The 17,636-nt window shown below is 47.5% G+C and carries 20 protein-coding genes and 1 pseudogene; 9 read left to right on the forward strand and 12 right to left on the reverse strand.

Annotated features, from left to right (window positions below):
- Positions 1–24: 24 nt before the first annotated feature.
- From FS373_RS17590 to FS373_RS31555, 8 genes are all read right to left on the reverse strand, one after another.
- Positions 25–486, reverse strand: coding sequence for a toxin TcdB middle/N-terminal domain-containing protein (locus tag FS373_RS17590; RefSeq protein ID WP_194165877.1), 462 nt, complete (start codon positions 484–486; stop codon positions 25–27).
- Complete coding sequence (locus tag FS373_RS32590; RefSeq protein ID WP_152829999.1) at positions 399–974, reverse strand: FG-GAP repeat domain-containing protein; 576 nt, start codon at positions 972–974, stop codon at positions 399–401. The genes FS373_RS17590 and FS373_RS32590 overlap by 88 nt, the downstream gene beginning before the upstream one ends.
- 50 nt (positions 975–1,024) lie before the next feature.
- Positions 1,025–2,872, reverse strand: a complete 1,848-nt coding sequence (locus tag FS373_RS17600; protein WP_194165878.1) for a SpvB/TcaC N-terminal domain-containing protein — start codon at positions 2,870–2,872, stop codon at positions 1,025–1,027.
- A gap of 241 nt (positions 2,873–3,113) precedes the next feature.
- On the reverse strand, positions 3,114–3,455 hold the full coding sequence (locus FS373_RS17605) for a hypothetical protein (RefSeq protein ID WP_152830001.1): 342 nt from the start codon (positions 3,453–3,455) through the stop codon (positions 3,114–3,116).
- Between the two features lie 107 nt (positions 3,456–3,562).
- Positions 3,563–3,925 (reverse strand): hypothetical protein, encoded by a 363-nt coding sequence (locus tag FS373_RS17610; protein ID WP_152830002.1) that lies wholly within the window; start codon positions 3,923–3,925, stop codon positions 3,563–3,565.
- A gap of 47 nt (positions 3,926–3,972) precedes the next feature.
- Positions 3,973–4,347 (reverse strand): hypothetical protein, encoded by a 375-nt coding sequence (locus FS373_RS17615; protein WP_152830003.1) that lies wholly within the window; start codon positions 4,345–4,347, stop codon positions 3,973–3,975.
- A 255-nt stretch (positions 4,348–4,602) separates the two neighbouring features.
- On the reverse strand, positions 4,603–4,941 hold the full coding sequence (locus FS373_RS17620; protein WP_152830004.1) for a hypothetical protein: 339 nt from the start codon (positions 4,939–4,941) through the stop codon (positions 4,603–4,605).
- A gap of 826 nt (positions 4,942–5,767) precedes the next feature.
- The gene (locus FS373_RS31555; RefSeq protein ID WP_194165879.1) at positions 5,768–5,917 is read right to left on the reverse strand and encodes a hypothetical protein; all 150 of its coding nucleotides are present in this window, start codon (positions 5,915–5,917) and stop codon (positions 5,768–5,770) included.
- Positions 5,918–6,172: 255 nt separating this feature from the next.
- On the opposite strand from FS373_RS31555, the gene FS373_RS17625 reads away from it, so the two are divergent.
- The 7 genes and pseudogenes from FS373_RS17625 (at position 6,173) to FS373_RS17655 (ending at position 13,021) form a co-directional block, all read left to right on the forward strand.
- Complete coding sequence (locus tag FS373_RS17625; protein WP_152830005.1) at positions 6,173–6,700, forward strand: AraC family transcriptional regulator; 528 nt, start codon at positions 6,173–6,175, stop codon at positions 6,698–6,700.
- Between the two features lie 453 nt (positions 6,701–7,153).
- Positions 7,154–7,987 (forward strand): annotated as a pseudogene (locus tag FS373_RS32080) (Rpn family recombination-promoting nuclease/putative transposase).
- Between the two features lie 304 nt (positions 7,988–8,291).
- Positions 8,292–9,677 carry a tyrosinase family protein gene (locus FS373_RS17635; protein WP_152830006.1) on the forward strand — a complete coding sequence of 462 codons (1,386 nt, stop codon included), beginning with the start codon at positions 8,292–8,294 and terminating at the stop codon, positions 9,675–9,677.
- Positions 9,678–9,686: 9 nt separating this feature from the next.
- Positions 9,687–10,448 (forward strand): DUF2182 domain-containing protein, encoded by a 762-nt coding sequence (locus tag FS373_RS17640; protein ID WP_194165880.1) that lies wholly within the window; start codon positions 9,687–9,689, stop codon positions 10,446–10,448.
- Positions 10,449–10,466: 18 nt separating this feature from the next.
- The gene (locus FS373_RS17645; protein ID WP_152830008.1) at positions 10,467–10,928 is read left to right on the forward strand and encodes a hypothetical protein; all 462 of its coding nucleotides are present in this window, start codon (positions 10,467–10,469) and stop codon (positions 10,926–10,928) included.
- A 612-nt stretch (positions 10,929–11,540) separates the two neighbouring features.
- Positions 11,541–11,888 (forward strand): hypothetical protein, encoded by a 348-nt coding sequence (locus FS373_RS17650; RefSeq protein WP_152830009.1) that lies wholly within the window; start codon positions 11,541–11,543, stop codon positions 11,886–11,888.
- Between the two features lie 731 nt (positions 11,889–12,619).
- On the forward strand, positions 12,620–13,021 hold the full coding sequence (locus FS373_RS17655) for an H-NS family nucleoid-associated regulatory protein (RefSeq protein WP_152830010.1): 402 nt from the start codon (positions 12,620–12,622) through the stop codon (positions 13,019–13,021).
- A gap of 56 nt (positions 13,022–13,077) precedes the next feature.
- On the opposite strand, the gene FS373_RS17660 is transcribed toward FS373_RS17655, so the two are convergent.
- From FS373_RS17660 to FS373_RS31560, 4 genes are all read right to left on the reverse strand, one after another.
- Entirely contained in the window at positions 13,078–13,830 is a 753-nt protein-coding gene (locus FS373_RS17660) for an endonuclease (RefSeq protein WP_152830011.1), read from the reverse strand.
- A 92-nt stretch (positions 13,831–13,922) separates the two neighbouring features.
- Positions 13,923–14,519 carry a DUF2913 family protein gene (locus FS373_RS17665; protein WP_227992939.1) on the reverse strand — a complete coding sequence of 199 codons (597 nt, stop codon included), beginning with the start codon at positions 14,517–14,519 and terminating at the stop codon, positions 13,923–13,925.
- A gap of 185 nt (positions 14,520–14,704) precedes the next feature.
- Positions 14,705–15,106 (reverse strand): hypothetical protein, encoded by a 402-nt coding sequence (locus FS373_RS17670; protein WP_152830012.1) that lies wholly within the window; start codon positions 15,104–15,106, stop codon positions 14,705–14,707.
- A gap of 146 nt (positions 15,107–15,252) precedes the next feature.
- Positions 15,253–15,390: a hypothetical protein gene (locus tag FS373_RS31560; RefSeq protein ID WP_194165881.1), complete on the reverse strand. Its 138-nt coding sequence runs from the start codon at positions 15,388–15,390 to the stop codon at positions 15,253–15,255.
- Between the two features lie 142 nt (positions 15,391–15,532).
- Here FS373_RS31560 and FS373_RS32470 point away from each other — a divergent pair, with 142 nt between their 5' ends.
- Both FS373_RS32470 and FS373_RS17675 read left to right on the forward strand, forming a co-directional pair.
- Complete coding sequence (locus tag FS373_RS32470; RefSeq protein WP_265575340.1) at positions 15,533–15,664, forward strand: hypothetical protein; 132 nt, start codon at positions 15,533–15,535, stop codon at positions 15,662–15,664.
- Positions 15,665–15,823: 159 nt separating this feature from the next.
- The gene (locus tag FS373_RS17675) at positions 15,824–16,066 is read left to right on the forward strand and encodes a helix-turn-helix domain-containing protein (RefSeq protein ID WP_152830013.1); all 243 of its coding nucleotides are present in this window, start codon (positions 15,824–15,826) and stop codon (positions 16,064–16,066) included.
- Positions 16,067–17,636: the final 1,570 nt, after the last annotated feature.

The following is a 17,636-nucleotide window of genomic DNA, read 5'->3' on the forward strand; positions in this document are numbered from 1 at the left end:
GGGTCGTGCTGATCGGCATCCCCGTCAGTGGGAACAGTTGGTGGTTTGCACCGTTTCAAACCCCAGGTAGCCACGGCCCTTTTTATGGGCCATGAATCCCCCATAGCGATATTGCACCAGCACAGACTCACTAAGACTCGATTGGGTGACCACCGTGATCCCCGCAAACGGCGTAATATAATCAGTACTCACCGGCTTCTGGCTTGGATCGATGTTGATTAACGGAATACCGCTATTGAGCGTGGCATAGGCAATGTCAGTCTCCACCCCAAAGCCATTGGTGATTTTGGTGACCACATGATCTTTGATGTAAGCGCGCGCCGCTTGCTGCAACTTCCAATGCCCAGAATCTGACGATGCACTGAGTAAGTCCACCTTGCCATCCCCGTTGATGTCCGCTAAGCGAACTGTCGCTTTGCTGTCGCTGCCAATGTTAATCGAGCCGCGGTGAACAAAGTCGACCCCTTGCTTGGTGGTACTTGGCACGGACAGATATTGTATTTATTCGAACTGGTTGCCGCTAAGATGCCGGTACGGCCATTGCCATCAATATCGATAAAAATATGCCGCTGAGCGATACTCAAATCTGCCGCTTCCAGCACCGGCAGGGCCTGCCAATCGGTAAACGTGCCATCGCCTTTTGAAAGGGAGTAACTCCAGCCCCAGCGATTGCGCATCGCAATGTCGGTCAATCCATCACCATTAAAGTCACTGGTGCGAAGTAAGTCAGAAGCCGCGTCGACCGTATTGCTATAGGTGTAGGTCATCACACCATTCACCATGGACGCAATATACACCCCATTAGCACTGGTCGAGTTGGTGGTCGGTCGGCACGTAGCGCGCGCGTTGAGCATCTTTGGGATCACGCAGCTTTGCGTCCACTTGTACTCATGCTTCATGATAATGTCGCTGAGCCCATTACCATTAACATCCATCATGGTCGCATTAATGAAATCCAGCGACGATGTTGACACGGTCACCCCATTTTCAGGCTTGTTCAGCTCATAATAGAAATCAGCGTAAATCACCTTGATGGGTTTCGCCGCAGAAAACTGCCGCCCAGATTTTGGTAGTAAAATAAGTCTTTACCCTGTTTAAACACGATGTCGTGCAGTCCATCGCCAATGGTGTCCTTATACGCCGCAGAAGAGATGTTGAGCGAGGTATAGACAAAGTCGTAACTGACATCGGTATTGACACAATGCTGTCCACCGCGGACATCAGGCTCACAATCTAGCGTCTCTCTTGTGCCTGGGTTTAATGTAATGATGTGCCAATCACCCGATGCAAAGGGAATGAGCAGGTCGTTTTTGCCATCGCCATCAAAATCAATGATTTTGGCGTAGCCTTTTTCACCCAGCCTGGAACCAGCAACCGTTTCATACTTGTCTGACACCACACTGCGTTTGATTGTCCTTGCCACCGGATGCTGACTCAAATACCCCTGTTTCCAATCTGAATGACTAGTGCTGCTGACTCCACCCGACTGCATCCGCCACGCGCTGGAATACATCGCCCAGCCATTCCCATTGGGCACCAACATGTCAGCATAGCCATTGCCGTTAAAGTCAGCCACCTGGGCATAACTTCGATTGGCGTTACTGGGCACGATGTCACGTGTAGTGGTGTCAAATGGCTGGTACAAGATGGCCGTGGATGACTTTCGACTCGGTTGGGCAAACGCAAAAGTGGTCGCCGGTAAACAATGCGCCGCATTGGTATCGAAACACTCCTGAATGCCAGTGACATAGTCACGTTCTTCAGGGATCACGGTTCTTGACCACATCAGCTGATAATTTCTGAACACATCCGCGTCTTGCTTGACAATGATCTGTTCCAATTGCTTATTGCGCGACACGACGCCGCCATGGGCGAACCCCAGCCAGGGCTTGGCCGCATCGATATAATTAAATTCAATGTGATTGTATGCACCGGTGGCAAGGGTGACATTGCCACCATAGGCGATACTGCTGAGTAAATGACTGCCTGCGGCGGTGTCCTTGTCATAATCATAACGAATGTAGTTGCCTTTATGGTCGACAATCGCCTTAATCGCCCAAGCTGAGGCCGCAGAGCCTGCCGGGAAGCCGCCGCGCTCAATATAAGCATCGGTCGCCGCGGAAATGGCGGGGGCTTTACCGTAATAATGGACTTCGTTCGCTTGAGTGGTCACGGTAAAATATTCGGGACCATTGGTGCCACTGTAGGCTTTAATCACACTAAAATTATCTATTTCAGTGTGATATTCATCGCTGCTGTTGGCATTGAACATTAATCGCTGACCATTTAAACAGTAGCTGTCAGCCGCATTAAAATGAATGCCATCAAGGATCCCATCAATCGGGAGGTTTTTAGGGCAACGACTGATGGCAGATAGCCCAGAGATACTCCAACCAACACCAAGAATATCACCGCCCCCCTGGCTGCTATAAGCCAGACTAACCTGAGGCACAACCCCGGACGTGCCCGGTGGCAGACTCAACGGAATGGTGTAGGTGGCCGCCCCCGCCTCGGTCACTTTAAATTCACCTGCAGACAGGCCGATGACGTTACCGGGGGTGGAAAAATCCGGGGCAGGCGAGGTACTGACCAGCGTCCCGGCACGCGATCCCAAGTACGTCCCTGCGGGGGTCACGATATCGTTGATGCCATCACCATTGACATCAGTAATGGTGAGCGGGGTCCCCTGGGACAGGTCGATGCCATTGCGGCTATCACTATAAGGGTCTACATTGGCCGTGCCCAGTAGATTGGTAATGATGAAACTGTCGCGATAACTGCTGCTGTCTCTGATGAATATATCCAGGACTCCATCACCATCGATGTCATAATATTCAAGTGCTAAATGTGTGGCTGGCGTGACTGAAAGCACATCAAACTCACCTTGAGTCAATTATCCGCAGCGCGATAAGCAGATAGATAAGTTGATACATAAAGATGAGCAACAGCAATGACCTCTGCATGCGGGTGACATCAGGACAGAATAAACCGGTCAATGGCACCACGGGCAAAGACACAATAGCAACGCGCCTGTCCCGGCGGTTTACCAAGGGTAAGCATAAGGGTCACCCTTGTCGGTCACCCTCTCAAGTTGACGGCCTTATCAACACCCCTTACTCATTGAGCTCAAGTGAAATGACATAGCAATAACCGCTGCTATTTTTAACACTATCATCGACAGCGAGCTTAATGCGTTTATTGGCCATCTTAGCCGCCATCGCCAACGAATAGGCGCGATGATCCTCTTCCGCTGATTTGAACCTGACGACCACCATTCCATGGCTAAGCGGGCACGAACCGGCAAGGGTAAAATTATCCACCAATATGTAATCTGCATTAGTTTTTGCCGGTATTGCGACAATTTTGTTGATGTAGCCAATGCCGCTGAACTGTGCCGCAGAGACACTGCTCGACATGAACAACACTATCGAACTTAAAAAAAGTGATCGCAACATGTTTCCTTCCAACTCATCATTTCGACATTCTCAATTCGATGCATCATTGAAGGTTCCCCTTTCAATGATGCATCGCTTATTTCGGCTGAACACTCAATCCGACCGGATTAAATGGGATCCAAGGTAATGTAGTCGATATACAGATAGGCATCGCTGGTGCCACCCACGGCGCCATTGCCACATATTCCCCGTAACTGAACCGGGGTATCGCTCGCCTTTGCCATCAGTGCAACCGATAAAAACGCGTCGGCGCCAATCTCACTCTGCTTGATAAATCCACTTTTGGCGTTGGGGCAATTACTGGAGTTCCAATTGTCCCCCTCTGCTGTAAAGTAATAGTAAACCTCCCCACCTACCCGCTGAATGTCAATCTTGCTGATCTGCTTCACACTGGTTGTGGCATTGCTACCTAGGCCTGCAAAAGCCGACATTGACATCAACATGGCGAATATCACGATAACGTGCTTCATTCTCTGTCCTTTAACCTTATTTGTTGTTGGTGTTTATCACCAGCGGTTTAGTCCTCTAAATGCGCAGTCCAGCCCAGCGCACCTGCGATTTTCCATGACAGCTCGGGGGTGGTGCAGCTTGTATGATCGTAAAACCGTATGGTGGTTTGCTTGTCTGACGCTTTGGTGGCCAGCAACGTACTGTAGAGGGTTTTGCACACATCATTGTCGATATTGTTATAGCTGTACCCTAGTTGGATAGAGCACAACTGCGCTGCATTCGGGCCTCCCTGTAGGCCGACAGTTAAGATGCCGTTATTCAAGCTCAGTCCCAGTCGGGTGATCTTGCCTTTACAATCAACCTGGGCCATTGCCTGGCTGCTGATAATGAGTAAACTGCATAACCCAATGACTTTTGTTGGTACAACATAATGCCGCATCATCTGCACTCCTCTGCTCTTATTTGCGCAAACAATATCAACTAAACATTCACATTAACAGTCGTTTATCAACAATGAATGAGTAAAACCCTGCAACACCGTGATGAACAGTGACCTTCAACAGCACATAGCGACACGGGCAGGTCATCCCCCGCATTAAACAATCCGCTCATTGATGGAAGATCCAGCGAGAAGCAGGCCCACTCTCTCCATCCTGTTCAGCGCCATCACGAACAGGCATTGTCTCCCTCGATTAGATTAAAATTCGACTCCGCGATCTTTAAATTGCACTGCATTGATTTCAGGCCTTCCTGCAAGGAAATCACCCGTTAAGTAAACGGATACCGGCTGTTTACTGACATAGGCTGATAACAACAGACTGTAGATTCGATCAGTATTTGACGCATTATCACTCAGGCTATATCCCACATTTACGGTACATGTCGCATTACTCTTTTGTATTTCAGCCGTAAAATATACTACGCCGTCACCATGGCCTGAATGCACCCGTGTCACTTTCCCCACCTCATTCCAACTGCCAGCCTGAACGACACTGGATGTCAGAAATAGAATGACTGCAATACCATATTGGCTCACATTCGATCCCTCTTTTTACTCACATCTTAGTCTTTGAGCGCTGCGCTGTGGCCAGGCCGACATCACATATCCAGCTTGGCCGCTGCAGTGCCGCTATGCTTGATGCTACAGCATTGACTTGTTGATATCTGCTCAAAACGGCCAGCGTAGACGTTAACGTATTATTGCAAAGTTGTTGTTAACTCCATCGTATCATTTTCTTCATCACCTTTGTTGCCCCACTGGCCCATCCCGTGATCCTGGCAGTCAATACATCAGCAGAAGAGGGCAATACTCGGCGGGTCTGTTGTCTGATTTCGAGCCCATGTGACGGCGGTGAGTTGTTCCCAGATCCCCGCATCCGCGTACACCACAGGTTCCTCTGTCTGAGTGACTTGCCGCCACGCATCAAGGACTAACTGAACACACTGTGGCGCGCAGCGCTGCAAGCTGCCCTTTTGTCATGCTGTGAGTTTGCTAGAGTACGGAACATGCACATTTTAACGGCAGAGACAGCAAGCCATTTTGATGATGCTGAGCCACCAATACAGATTAAAGCACTGCCTTTTTAGGTGGCAAGCACCGTCATCCGTCATGCTAAGCACCGCTCACGACAACGCCGTGCTTAAGGAGCACTGTTCAGCCTCAAGGATGACGATTACCGCAAAGGGCCATTGAATGTAAAACGGCTGACTTTCCCCTACAGGAGACATCAATCCCAGTATCGATAAAGTACACTTTCTCTTCAGGCTTGGTGCAAAGGCACCTGACGTCATTCTCCAAAATAAACACAGGTGCCCAGAGTAAACATCAATGCTGGTAAGGATATTGTGCGAGCACATCAACCTTACTCAACCAGGCAATTATTGAGCGCTTTGTGGCTCACGTTGCGTGATGCACGACCAGCAGAGCCTGTGGTCACTCTCGTGCCGTCATCTGCAACGCGTTGAGTAACGCTGAAGAGACCGTCAGGCGAGGAAAAGGGAAGATCTGCCACAGGATCCACCAGTAAAAATCGCCTGAGCAGAGCAATGTGAAACGTGGTCGCCTCTGAGTATCCTCAACCGCGCGGCTCAGAGGTGCAACAGAGCAGCATGGAGCACCGACTTCAGCAGCGCCATTTGAGTGATGAGCAGTAAACGCCTATTAGGACTCACTGCTAACCGAACCCTAAAGACAACTTCGATAAGGAAAGCCATGTGTTTTCAAAATAACAGACTCACTCAGCCCATCATGTCCCTGGTTCATTGCTATGAACTTGGGGTCGAGCAATCCTATCACCAACAACCAACCGCTCATCACTTGCGGTGTACTCCGTGTCTACAGTGACTGTCACTGTTGGGTCATTCCTGCATCGAGGGGACAGTGGCTACCGGCTGGTGTCTCCCATCGGGTGCAATCAGTCGGCGCGGTGAAAGTATGTCGCTTATTGTTAGATCCATTAGCCCGCGCAGATCTCCCCAGCCGCAGCGGTATGGTACAAATCACCCCTCTGCTTCATGCACTGATCGTTACAGCCACCCAGATCACTGCATCTGTTGATAAAGGCAGTCGGGAAGAGAGAATTTGTGAGTTAATCCTCGATGAGCTACGGGGATTATCACAGCAAGACTTTACGGTACCCTTGCCAGAAGATCAGCTACTGTTGACCTTGTGTCAGCACATTACTGCCAGAATCGCTCATCCTTGGTCATTAACTGACGCGGCAAAAATCCTCCACGTCTCCGAGCGAACCGTCTCGCGTAAATTTCATCAGGCCTCAGCTTCAGTAAGTGGTTAAGGTACCTGCGTCTATTTAAAAGTATGGAGCTGCTAGCGCATGGTGGCAATGTGCTCGATACCGCGATTGCCGTCGGCTATGAAAGTCCCAGCGCCTTCATGTGGCATTCAAGATCAAAGAATATTTTAAAATCAAAGAAACTTGATGGGGTTACTGGAAGTGCTTAGCCTCTGTGATGGATGAGCAATATGGGCCAAACGTTTAGCGATAAAAAACTCATTCAAAGACCCTGGGATTGAACCATCGCGTTAAGTCGCTTTTGTTCAAATACACTTAGCAAGTGCTGTGATTCACCGTAGGCGCTCACCGATGACAAACCAGGCACTTTCTAAAATGCTCCCACCAAACGTGCCCTGCTAAACACCGACAGTATCCAGTAGCATAGCCCCATAAAAGCGCCACACTCACCGATGTATTCAATGTATCCAACAACTTTTGATGACTAAGGATGAGATCATGAAACCATCAACACCTACCCCGAGCCAAGTGCTGTTTAAGCAGTTTTTGACTGATCCTGAGACAGCCAGGGACTTGTTAGACATTCATTTACCCGCCCAATACTGGGACATCTGTGATCTCTCCACCCTTAAACTAAAGTCAGGGCATTTTATCGAAGCGCGCTTATGCCCCTTTCCGTCTGACTTCCTCTATTCACTGAACACGTCTCATGGCGCGGGGTTTACGTGCTGATTGAACATCAAAGCCATCAAGACCAACACATGGCCTTTCGGTTAATGCGTTATGCCCTCGCCGTGATGCAGCAACACCTTGATGCAGGCTATGAACACCTGCCACTGGTTATCCCCTTATTGTTTTATCATGGCAAAGTGTCACCGTATCCCAACCACATGAATTGGCTCCAAGGGTTTGAGCCCCCGAACTCGCAGCGCAGCTGTATCGTCAAGACTTCCCCTTAATCGATGTCAGCGTGATCCCCGATGACGATATCATGCAACATCGACGTATTGCCTCGTTAGAGTGGTTTGTAAAACATATCCGCCTACTGCTTAAAGTGTTCGCGACAGAAAAACATCGATGCGACTATTTAACGATATTATCCAAGTGGTTAACACACTAAAACCCAGCGAGTTGTGCACGAAAATCGCCACCGAAGTACGGCAACAGGAGGACACATTCACCGCCATCGCTGCACAATTACGCCAAGATGGATGCTTAGATGAGTTCAATGACATGGCGCGCACCATAATACGTCACGGTATGGCACATCTGACCGTCATCAACCTGACCGGCCTAACAGCTAAAGAAATTATCCAAATAGCCCAATAATCGCTCCCTTTATCATGATCTGGTGTGGTCCTTTCTCGACTTACTCCTTCATCGCTTCTAAGCAACAGGAGCAGATGAATACAGTCATGAGCGATCACATTATCGATGGGGCGAGATGACGCAGGCATTACTCATGTTCACATTGCGGGTGTAATAACGTGTAATATTTTTATTCCCTGGCAGTGCTAATGTTTTGACAAGTCAGTGGCCTTAATCAATATACGCCTCGCTTTTTCAACCATCCGTCTCGGTCAACACGCCTGAACGCACTGGCTTCAGGCATAGCGCAACATCAGGAGTGAACATGAAACAACGTAACGATGTCTATCAATTAGGCCAAAACGATAACACCTTAGCTTTATATGCTAAGGCGGTGGCTGAAATGAAGACGCGCAAGGCAACAGATCCTACAAGTTGGTCTTATCAGGCGGCAATGCATGGTTTTAATGCGAATAATCCCTTCTGGAAAAACGTCGGCCAACTGCCCTCCAATACCGAGCAAGCAATGTATTGGAATCAATGCCAGCACTCCTCTTGGTATTTTATCCCTTGGCATAGAATGTACATTGCGTATTTTGAACAGATCGTAGCACAAACCTTGGTTGACTTAGGGGAGATCGCATCCATTGACGATTGGGCGCTGCCGTTTTGGAATTACAGTAATACCGACAACCCCGATGCACTGACCATCCCGCCAGCATTCACCACGCCAGCGAATAATACCAACCCATTGTGGATCGAAGGGCGGGTGAACCCAGTGCTTGAACAAAGTGATGTGAGCCTACAAAGGCTCAACATCATCCCGTTCGTCAATCAGCAAGTCATTCCCGGGTTTGGTGGAGGTGATGATGGCCCGATCCAATTTGGTCACGCGTCTGGTGGCTTAGAGGATTTACCCCATAATCACGTCCATTCTGATATCGGTGGCGCCATGGGCAATCCAATCACCGCCGCATTAGATCCCATTTTCTGGTTACATCATGCCAATATCGATCGCCTTTGGCCGATATGGTTAGATTTAGGTGCGGGTAGACACAACACAAGTGCCGCTAATTGGTTATCGCAATCCTTTCCTTTTCATGACGGTGCCGGTAAGGATGCTGAGCTTAAAGTCTCACAGGTATTAGAGACAAAAGAGGTCTTGTCAGGTTATACCTATCAGGCGTCTTATTCTCCGATCCCGGCCCAATCACAGAGACGGTTAACCCCATTAAATCAGCCACTGGAGCTGGTCGCAGCCAGCCACATCAAACAAACATTAGGCCGCACACAGAATGTCATCCCGTTAGCTTTACCTGAGCATGTTCATGCGCGCAGAAAAGCCCTATTTAGTCCACTGAGTTCCGCCCCTGAGACCGCCACTGAAGCTTATTTGTATTTTGAAAATGTCACAGGAAAAGGCGTCGCCCCCATTTACACGGTGTTGATGAATACGTCTGGGACTGAGGCTGAGGGCCAAGAATTCGTCGTGGGAAGAATTTCATTATTTGGTCTGGAAGTCGCATCAACGCCGAGTATCCATCACAATGGCAGTGGGCTGAATATTGCGTTGGATTTAAGCGATGTGTTTGACCGTTTACGTACCCTACCTGATTGGAATGCCAATCAATTAACGGTGCGTTTAGTGCCAACGGGTGACGTGCTTGCTGACACGGATATCACGATTGGCCGTATCAGCCTACATTGTTAAGGCATCATGATGAATAGATCAACATCAGTGCGCCGTGTCTGGCGCTTTATCGAATGGCGACAGTTACCCCACGGTCTATTACATACCGCGGTTGGCTGGATTTGGATGATCAGCGGTGGGATATGGCTGTGGTTATTGGTCAATATTTTGTCCATTCAAGAGGGTCATCACCATCATCATATGGTCACACAAGTGAATGGATTTTTCCCCCAAGTGAGCCATTGGATACTGATGTTGATTGCAATGATGTTTCCGCTACTGATGGTGCAAATTAATCATGTGGCGTTTGCCTCGCCGCGCTTTCGTCGTTATCAAAGCGTGATGCTATTTTTATCGGGTTATAGCGGGTTGTGGCTAGTCTTTGCAACGGTTTTCTGGGGAGCGCAAGCGGCCGCTAATGCGTTAGGGATAGACCACGGTATTTACCCCATCATCGGGGTGAGCTGTTTTGTGTTAGCCGCCCTGTTAGTGTGGTCAAAAAACCACCCCATTGTGATGGCAAGCTGTAATGCAACAAAGTCACTCTCAATCCAAGGCTGGCGAGCGAACATGGATTGTCTCTTGTATGGACTGAAAACGGCACAGAATTGTATTCGAAGTTGTGGGCTGCCTATGCTGGCATTGATGCTGACCGGTCATGATTTTATGTTGATGTTTTTAGTCACGCTGGCATTATGGTACGAACGCTATTGCCTCCCCCATCTCAGTAAACAAATGAGTGTGTGGTGGGGATTATTGGCGGGGATCACCATCGCGACCACCCTGTTGTAAACATGAAGAGATGATGCCATGACAGATGATCCATCAACATTGGATTGCGTTGCAGCACTTGATGGCCCTTTACTATTGAGCAATGGGCTTAATTCATTTTGTTTACCGTTAAACAAGAGTGACGTGATGGCGAACAACCCGCGTTTATGGTTATATTTTGAAGGGATCATCGGCCATGGCACCTCCTCAATATTGGATGTGTATATTAATATACCCAATGATGAAACAGCGACTGATAAACATTGGGCGGGATCATGTGCCTTGTATGGGATGGAGAGCAGTTCGTCACACTCAACGAGTAGCCATGGTGACGGGCTCAATCATACAATTGAGTTAACCCCTATTCTAGCCACGCTGAAACAGGAGGGTAATTGGCAAGATAATCCATTGAAAGTCACGCTACGGTCAAGGCAAGCTTTTCCCCACAATGCATCGGTAATAATAAGTCATGTGAGTGTGCTAATCGAACGCGCCAAGTGACGCTCTGTCGAACCATCATCACGCTAGCACTTTCCTTAACCGCGGTTATTTTATGGCGAACACCTATTAGCCGGTTGAAAATTCAGATAAAGACGTCGATGATTTCATTTCCCAAAGCCACTTTCGCCAGCAAAGCGTCACACATCACATGGAGTCGTACGTACAGAGTGAAACTCCGCATTAGTTCGTACCAATACGTATCATTGGCTCTGAACCATTGCCCTGTTTTACGTCATGAAACCAAGCTGCGCTGATCATCTTCATGGCGGATTACCACGCAGAACTGTCCCCCCTCACACACTGACTCAGCGCGCTGAAATGCATCTATCGAAACTAGAGTAGCGATGAAGGCAATAAACTGCTCATAATATCAAACAATTACCTCACCTGAGCTTAAAAAGACAACTACCACAAAAAAGTAAACTCCTATAACATAACGCATACAAATAAGTGGTGATTGAGTTTTATCCTTTATCTAGCCCTGACGACTGCAGTGCAGCGATATCAGTAGACACCATCCACACCTCTATGTATTCAAGATAAAGCAAGTTTAACGGCTCTGTGGTAACACATTGCTTAAATGGAAATTAACAATTTAGTAAAGGACGTAGTGTGAATAAAATAATCATCGCAGTGGCCTCCCTGGTGTATATGTCATCAAGCGCTTTGGCGAGTGTAGGGATGGCTAGCTACCAAATTCCAGATAGTGTTGGCGTTTTCCCTAATGGAACCATTGAAATCAACTTTCCTGAAGTATTTAACTCAGGTTGCACAACCGGTGAAGGAAAACGGATGTATGTTGAAGTTGGCAATTCTCAGGGGGTAACGACTGAGGCCATTATGCAAATACAAAGCATAGTTCTCGCAGCTCATGCTACTAGAAAGCCAATAAAGTTTTGGTATGACAGGCCTAATAATGGCACGGTATGCGAAGGTGGTAAGGTCGTAATGGGTCATTAAATTACCCCGTCAAAACGCGTGGACTGGGTACCATTGCTTAGTCGGCACCGTCCATTGAAAATGTCGACGTAATCGAGTCAGTGATTTTTGATTACCGTCGAGCAGGGATCCTGCGCCAACCATAGACAATTGAGGCGCTGATGCGAATATGAGTGTCTTGTTCTACGAGTAGGTCAGATGGCCCCATGCGTGCTGTTTTCCCCAGCACCTTTAACCTTGTTATCGTTCCCCATGAACCCACGCACTAACGAGCGACAGATTTATCGCCATGGCGCGGTCTCAAACGAGTACTGTCACCCTGTTCACTGACACAAGAATGTCATGATCTTAAGCATTGGTGACTTCGAGCAGACTTGTAAATAATTGCGCCCTGCCGTTTAATAGTAATAGCGATATGGATACCACTATCATGCCGTGTTGAACCGTTGGGCATTCTTACCATCTTACCAGTAAAGGCATTTCATCGGCCGATGACCACAACAACGACATGTGCTAGAACGGAGCCTGGATACTATTGTTATTTAGGGGTTACCAGCCTGTTTATTTACCACTGGTAGTTAACAGAAAAACCACCAAGACACACCCTCGATATGCTTGCCTGGCTGAATCTGGTGACCCACTAGAGACACTCATGACATAAACGCCCGATCAGCGTAATAAACTTGATTTCAACGACACTTTTTTGAATACTGTCCGCTATAAATCTCCTTAATGAAAAAGAAACCACACTCATGTCAGAATTTTTAGACACCCTCACGCATGGCCGTAAATTCAAAGCAGCAGTAAAAGAGTTAGCCTTAGACGAACTCAAGGAATTTCAACAAAAACTCACACAGATTATTGATGATCGAGCACAAGAAGCCGCCGCAACCCAAGCAATGAACGCTGAGCGAAATGCACAAATTGACGCTATCCGCCAACAAATGGCAGAACTTGGATTAAGTGCAGAGGATATTGAAGCGGTCAAAGCACCGAAGAAGGCACGCGCTCCTCGTCCGGCAAAGTATCAAATTGAAGTGAATGGCGAGACCATCACCTGGACAGGCCAAGGCCGTATGCCAACGGTATTTAAAAAAGAGTTAAATGAAGGTTTCGATCTCAATGATTTCCTCATCGAATCCATAGCACCGTAATCGTTGCCCCACCTTGTAACCTGAGGAGGGGCCGTTGGTCTGCGCTACTCGCGCAGTTAGCTAGACTTTTTCCAGAGACCCGCGGTTTCACAGCGGCTTTGGGTGATGGGATTCTTGCTCTTCTGCAACGCCTCAATACGCTTCACCCGTTGACACTCCCAGGCACTCACCGGATAGGTTTTATCCCACGCATTCATGAGCTGCTTTTGCTGCTTACTCATGCTGTATTTCGGGTACGTGTTATCCATATACAGATACGTCCGGGCGATCCGGCCTCTGGCGCTGACCGGTGGCTCCGCTTTACGGTTATCAATTTTCATCTGACAAGAGCCAAACTCACTATTTACCCCGGGCAGCATGGTAAAATTATAATTTGAGCGCATGGCATTCACCGCCCCAATGGCCGGAAACAGATTGAACATATCGGCTTGCATGTATCGATACTCGACATTCATTTTTTCGGCGCACTTACGGCCCTTAAACGATTTCCCTTTACTGTCGACACATTGCCCATGACCTTCACGCCATTCACTGAACGCACGGCCGAAGTTCTCCGCAGGGACGACATGCTCCCACTCCACCCGCTTTGCCCGCTTCACATGTTTAGTCGTGGTGAAGCCTATTGGCGGGGTAATGTTTTTGTTAGCATCGAAGCTGGCACCACAATATACCGTTTCACGGTGATCTTGATAAACCTGGCGTTCGAGCATTTTCTTGGCTTTATTGAATGACGGGTTAGACTCATTAGCCACCACACTGCCGCTCATCAATACCAGCCCACCGATTAACACGCCCTTGAACACATTCATGATTTTCCCTTTTTCTGACAAATATTGATGGCGATTTAACACAACAACCCAGCCACTACACAGATAACTCATCTGCGCTGACACAAGCTGTTTCACCCTCGTTTAGCACTCGGTTTGGGATGCAGCAAAATATGCCCTTGCTGCTGATCTTGATTTAGCTGTTGAAGTTCAGCGCCAAATAAACCGGTTTGCTCTATCGCCTCAACCAGCGCACAGACCTTATCTGACTCTAAAAATAGTGACACGGGAGCGACCTGCTCCCCCGCCTGACTAAACCCATGTTCTACATGTTCTTGAAGCATATAAATGAAGCCAGGCACCCTTTGCTCTGTTGAGTCTACAAACCGGCTGTCCAACCCTTGCTCATCCCTGAGAATTTCAAGCAGGTTAAAGAGCTTTTGAGTATCAGTCGCATCATCTTCAACCCGACGTGCTACGCCTTGTACATCAAGCAATTGCGCTTCTAAATTGCCTTTGGCACTTCGACCCGTCGTCAGTAACCGTCTTAATTCATTTTTGACTCGACGATAACTACGGTCCTTAAGCAGGGGTTTTAAATGACGCACCAAAATCTCATTACGCTTATGCACAGGCACGACACGAGAGGTTTCAGCAACGGTAAAGTAGAGGTGTAACAGGGCATTATCAACCAGGCACGTCATGACGTGCTGGAAAGGAAGTTCATTCAAACAGCGGCCTAAAGCAGTGGGATTATCAAGTGGTTAAATTTTATCACTTTATTTCTTCTATTTCTATGGCTCCCCACGACAATACCTATCAGGGGCAGTCCCATTCTGCAGCCCAGCATCTTCAACCTTAGCGACAAGGTGTGGGGATGCTGGTGAACCATGTGATAACCTGACACAAAGAGGGGTTAGCCATTAATCATCACTTTTCCGCCCACAATAAGGGTGATCAATAGGCTATACAGCAAACCGTTGATGAAGAAGCTGGCCAGCGTTGCCACTCTTTTGATCACATAAGACTGCGCGATGGCTTGATATACCGCACTGTCGACGGACATGGCCAGACTTATCTGCCGCGACTTTAAATACAAATCGTTTAAACTGAGCCAGTGCATCACCGCCATCAATAACACCACCCCAATCGCCACGGATTTGACCGTGGGCGATGAGCTTAAAAAATCGCGGGTGACCGCCGATGACAGGATCCAGCCTATCGACACCATCAGCGCGGCAAAGGTCTTCCACACCGTATTAAGGTATTCAGCTTGATGTGTTTTTAACGCCTCTAAGGTTTCTTTTTCAAAGGCCATATGACTCCCCAGTTAGCTCATCAAGGTAGTGGGCTACTTCTCTACGCGCGGGTGATCGGTTTACCACACGGTGCATTCCCCGTCGCGCTTTCCCCGTTCAAAAAAAGACGACAAAAACAGACTCTCGTGCTCCTGGTATCATCAGGCTATCCGCCACAACACACGTCAGTAAAATATAGGGTGCATTGACCGATTAAGCCAAAGTTGAGCTGCACAGCGATCTCTGCAACACAGCTATTTAAGATCTCCTTCATGTCCCAATCCATCTCATGGGTTAACCACATCCCCCTGACTTATTCCTGTTGAGAAGGGGTTGAACGAAGTCGCCATGCTACAGCGTGAAGCAACACCGTCTAGGCACTTTAATTGGCCGTTGGATTTTCCGTGTCCTGTTCCCCCCAGTCGCTATCCATTACGATTAATCCCATGAAAATAAAAACTTCACTCGCTCATTTACCTGAGCAGAAAATCCATGAACTGCACCGTGCCGTGGCCACCATTGTGATGGGACTCGAATTTAATAACATTTTTGATGTGGTCACAGAGAGTGGATCCTAGGCGTCAGAACTTCAAACCCGTTCTGACTTGATGACTTGCCTTTACTGGATCAGTTTTCGTTTCAAGCCTAGATTTGTCGATTACACCTTAACAAGAGCCGTTGAATCCGTCCCAGCTCAATGCTAAATAAATGAAAAAACAATTTAATAGGCCAATATAATGACTATTAAACCGATTAAGGCAGAAAGTGATAACCACGTAACTTTAGTGCATATAGAGCAGCTTTGGGAGGCACAACCTAATACACAGGAAGGTGACGAACTTGAAGTTCTTGTTACGTTAGTACAAGCATTTGAGGAAGCCCATTACCCCATTGATGCGCCGAATTCGGTTAAAGCTATTCGCTTTAGAATGGATCAAGCAGGGCCAGAGAATGCGTCATGTAGACAATCGTTCATTTAATGATTGCCCCTGGGGAGTAAGCCATTGTGATAAAATAACCCCGTCTTTCTTCGCGGCGATAATTGCCCTTATCGATATGAAATCTCGACATTACCAATAATATAAAATGGTTTCACCATTCTTTATCTCTTTTGTTTTATTCCTACGATGGTGTCACATTGACAAAAGCGGCGGCACAACCAAACGATATAATTACAGCATGTTCCCTAGCGACCGAGTTGACATTATTGACACGGATACCGCCTATCATCAGAGTAAAAGAATTAAGGTGCGTACATAGGCATATGCAAATAAACCATTACAGAAGTCAGGCGATACCATTAAGTCACCGAACCTCCGTAAAATGGAGTGTTGCCTGCCTAGCTGATTATCACCAGTACTTTATATTGATATTCCACCTATGGGAGTTCCCCCAGGAATAACCAGTAAGCTTTCGCTACATCGTCAATAGCGCCGATATTGCACAAACAAACCTAAATACTTCACCGTGATACTCAAGGACAATGGTTTAAAAACGCATTCGCATGCAGGAGGGACACAATCAATTAAAGGATTGATGTGCGTATATAGTGGTACTGCCACGATCCAGAATTATTCATGAAAATAATGTCACCCTCTGACTCAAGTCCGAGTTAAAATCGCACGCCAATAATGTTCGCCATTGTTACCTGGTAAAATATGAGATAAGACACTACAACAGCAGTATAACGTTACCAAGCTAATTAAAATGAGACCTGAAAACATATCACATCAATAGCCTCCTATATTGACCAAGGAGAACTAACACGTGAAACAGAAGGAATGGCTAAATAACCAGATGAGTACTCACACACGATAATCGACTGATTAAGTCGTGAAAAGATAATAACACTTGATTGTTAGCAAGCAATGATAGCGTCATACAACTTGCCTTTTTCATTGTGATTAAATACAACGTCCCCCCCCTCATGACCCTATAGCTAATATCGGTGTAAGCTTCACATTAAATAAGTCAACATAGAAACACCTCCACCGAACGTGGCCAGCCAGGGCAACCACTGACCCCATCAAAAATGTCCGATTAAATAGGGCAGTAAATAATACGAATATACGACAATGCGTCAGTCTACGCCCCCCCCTTTGATGATGTATGAAACAAAGCGGCACCAACAAAGCCCACCACAATAAGAAACAAAAAATCAACACCACATGACTCTGTCAGCGTCCACATAAAGCGTGTGTCAATATATGTTTCGCACCCGCAGTACTTAAGAGCTATGACAGATCTGACATGCCATGATCCTATCTGCTTAGTCGCCTTCTGTGCCGCAGTGTCAGAAACGAACCATCGCAGTTTACGTAAATAGGCCACCATAGCCCTATCAACAGCGACGAAATATGTCATCTCTATTCGTGTCGAAAAATGCCTCCGCTTGATAACCAACACGAGTCAGCGCTGCTGATTCTCTGATCACACTCAGACGAACCCTAACGGTAGAGTATACACTCTAATACCTTCAGTGGCCTTACCACTAATTGCTGTCAAAACGTGCTAATAGCTGCCCCTGAAGCTTAACAAATGGATAATCCG

This window comes from Shewanella sp. YLB-07 (assembly GCF_009377275.1).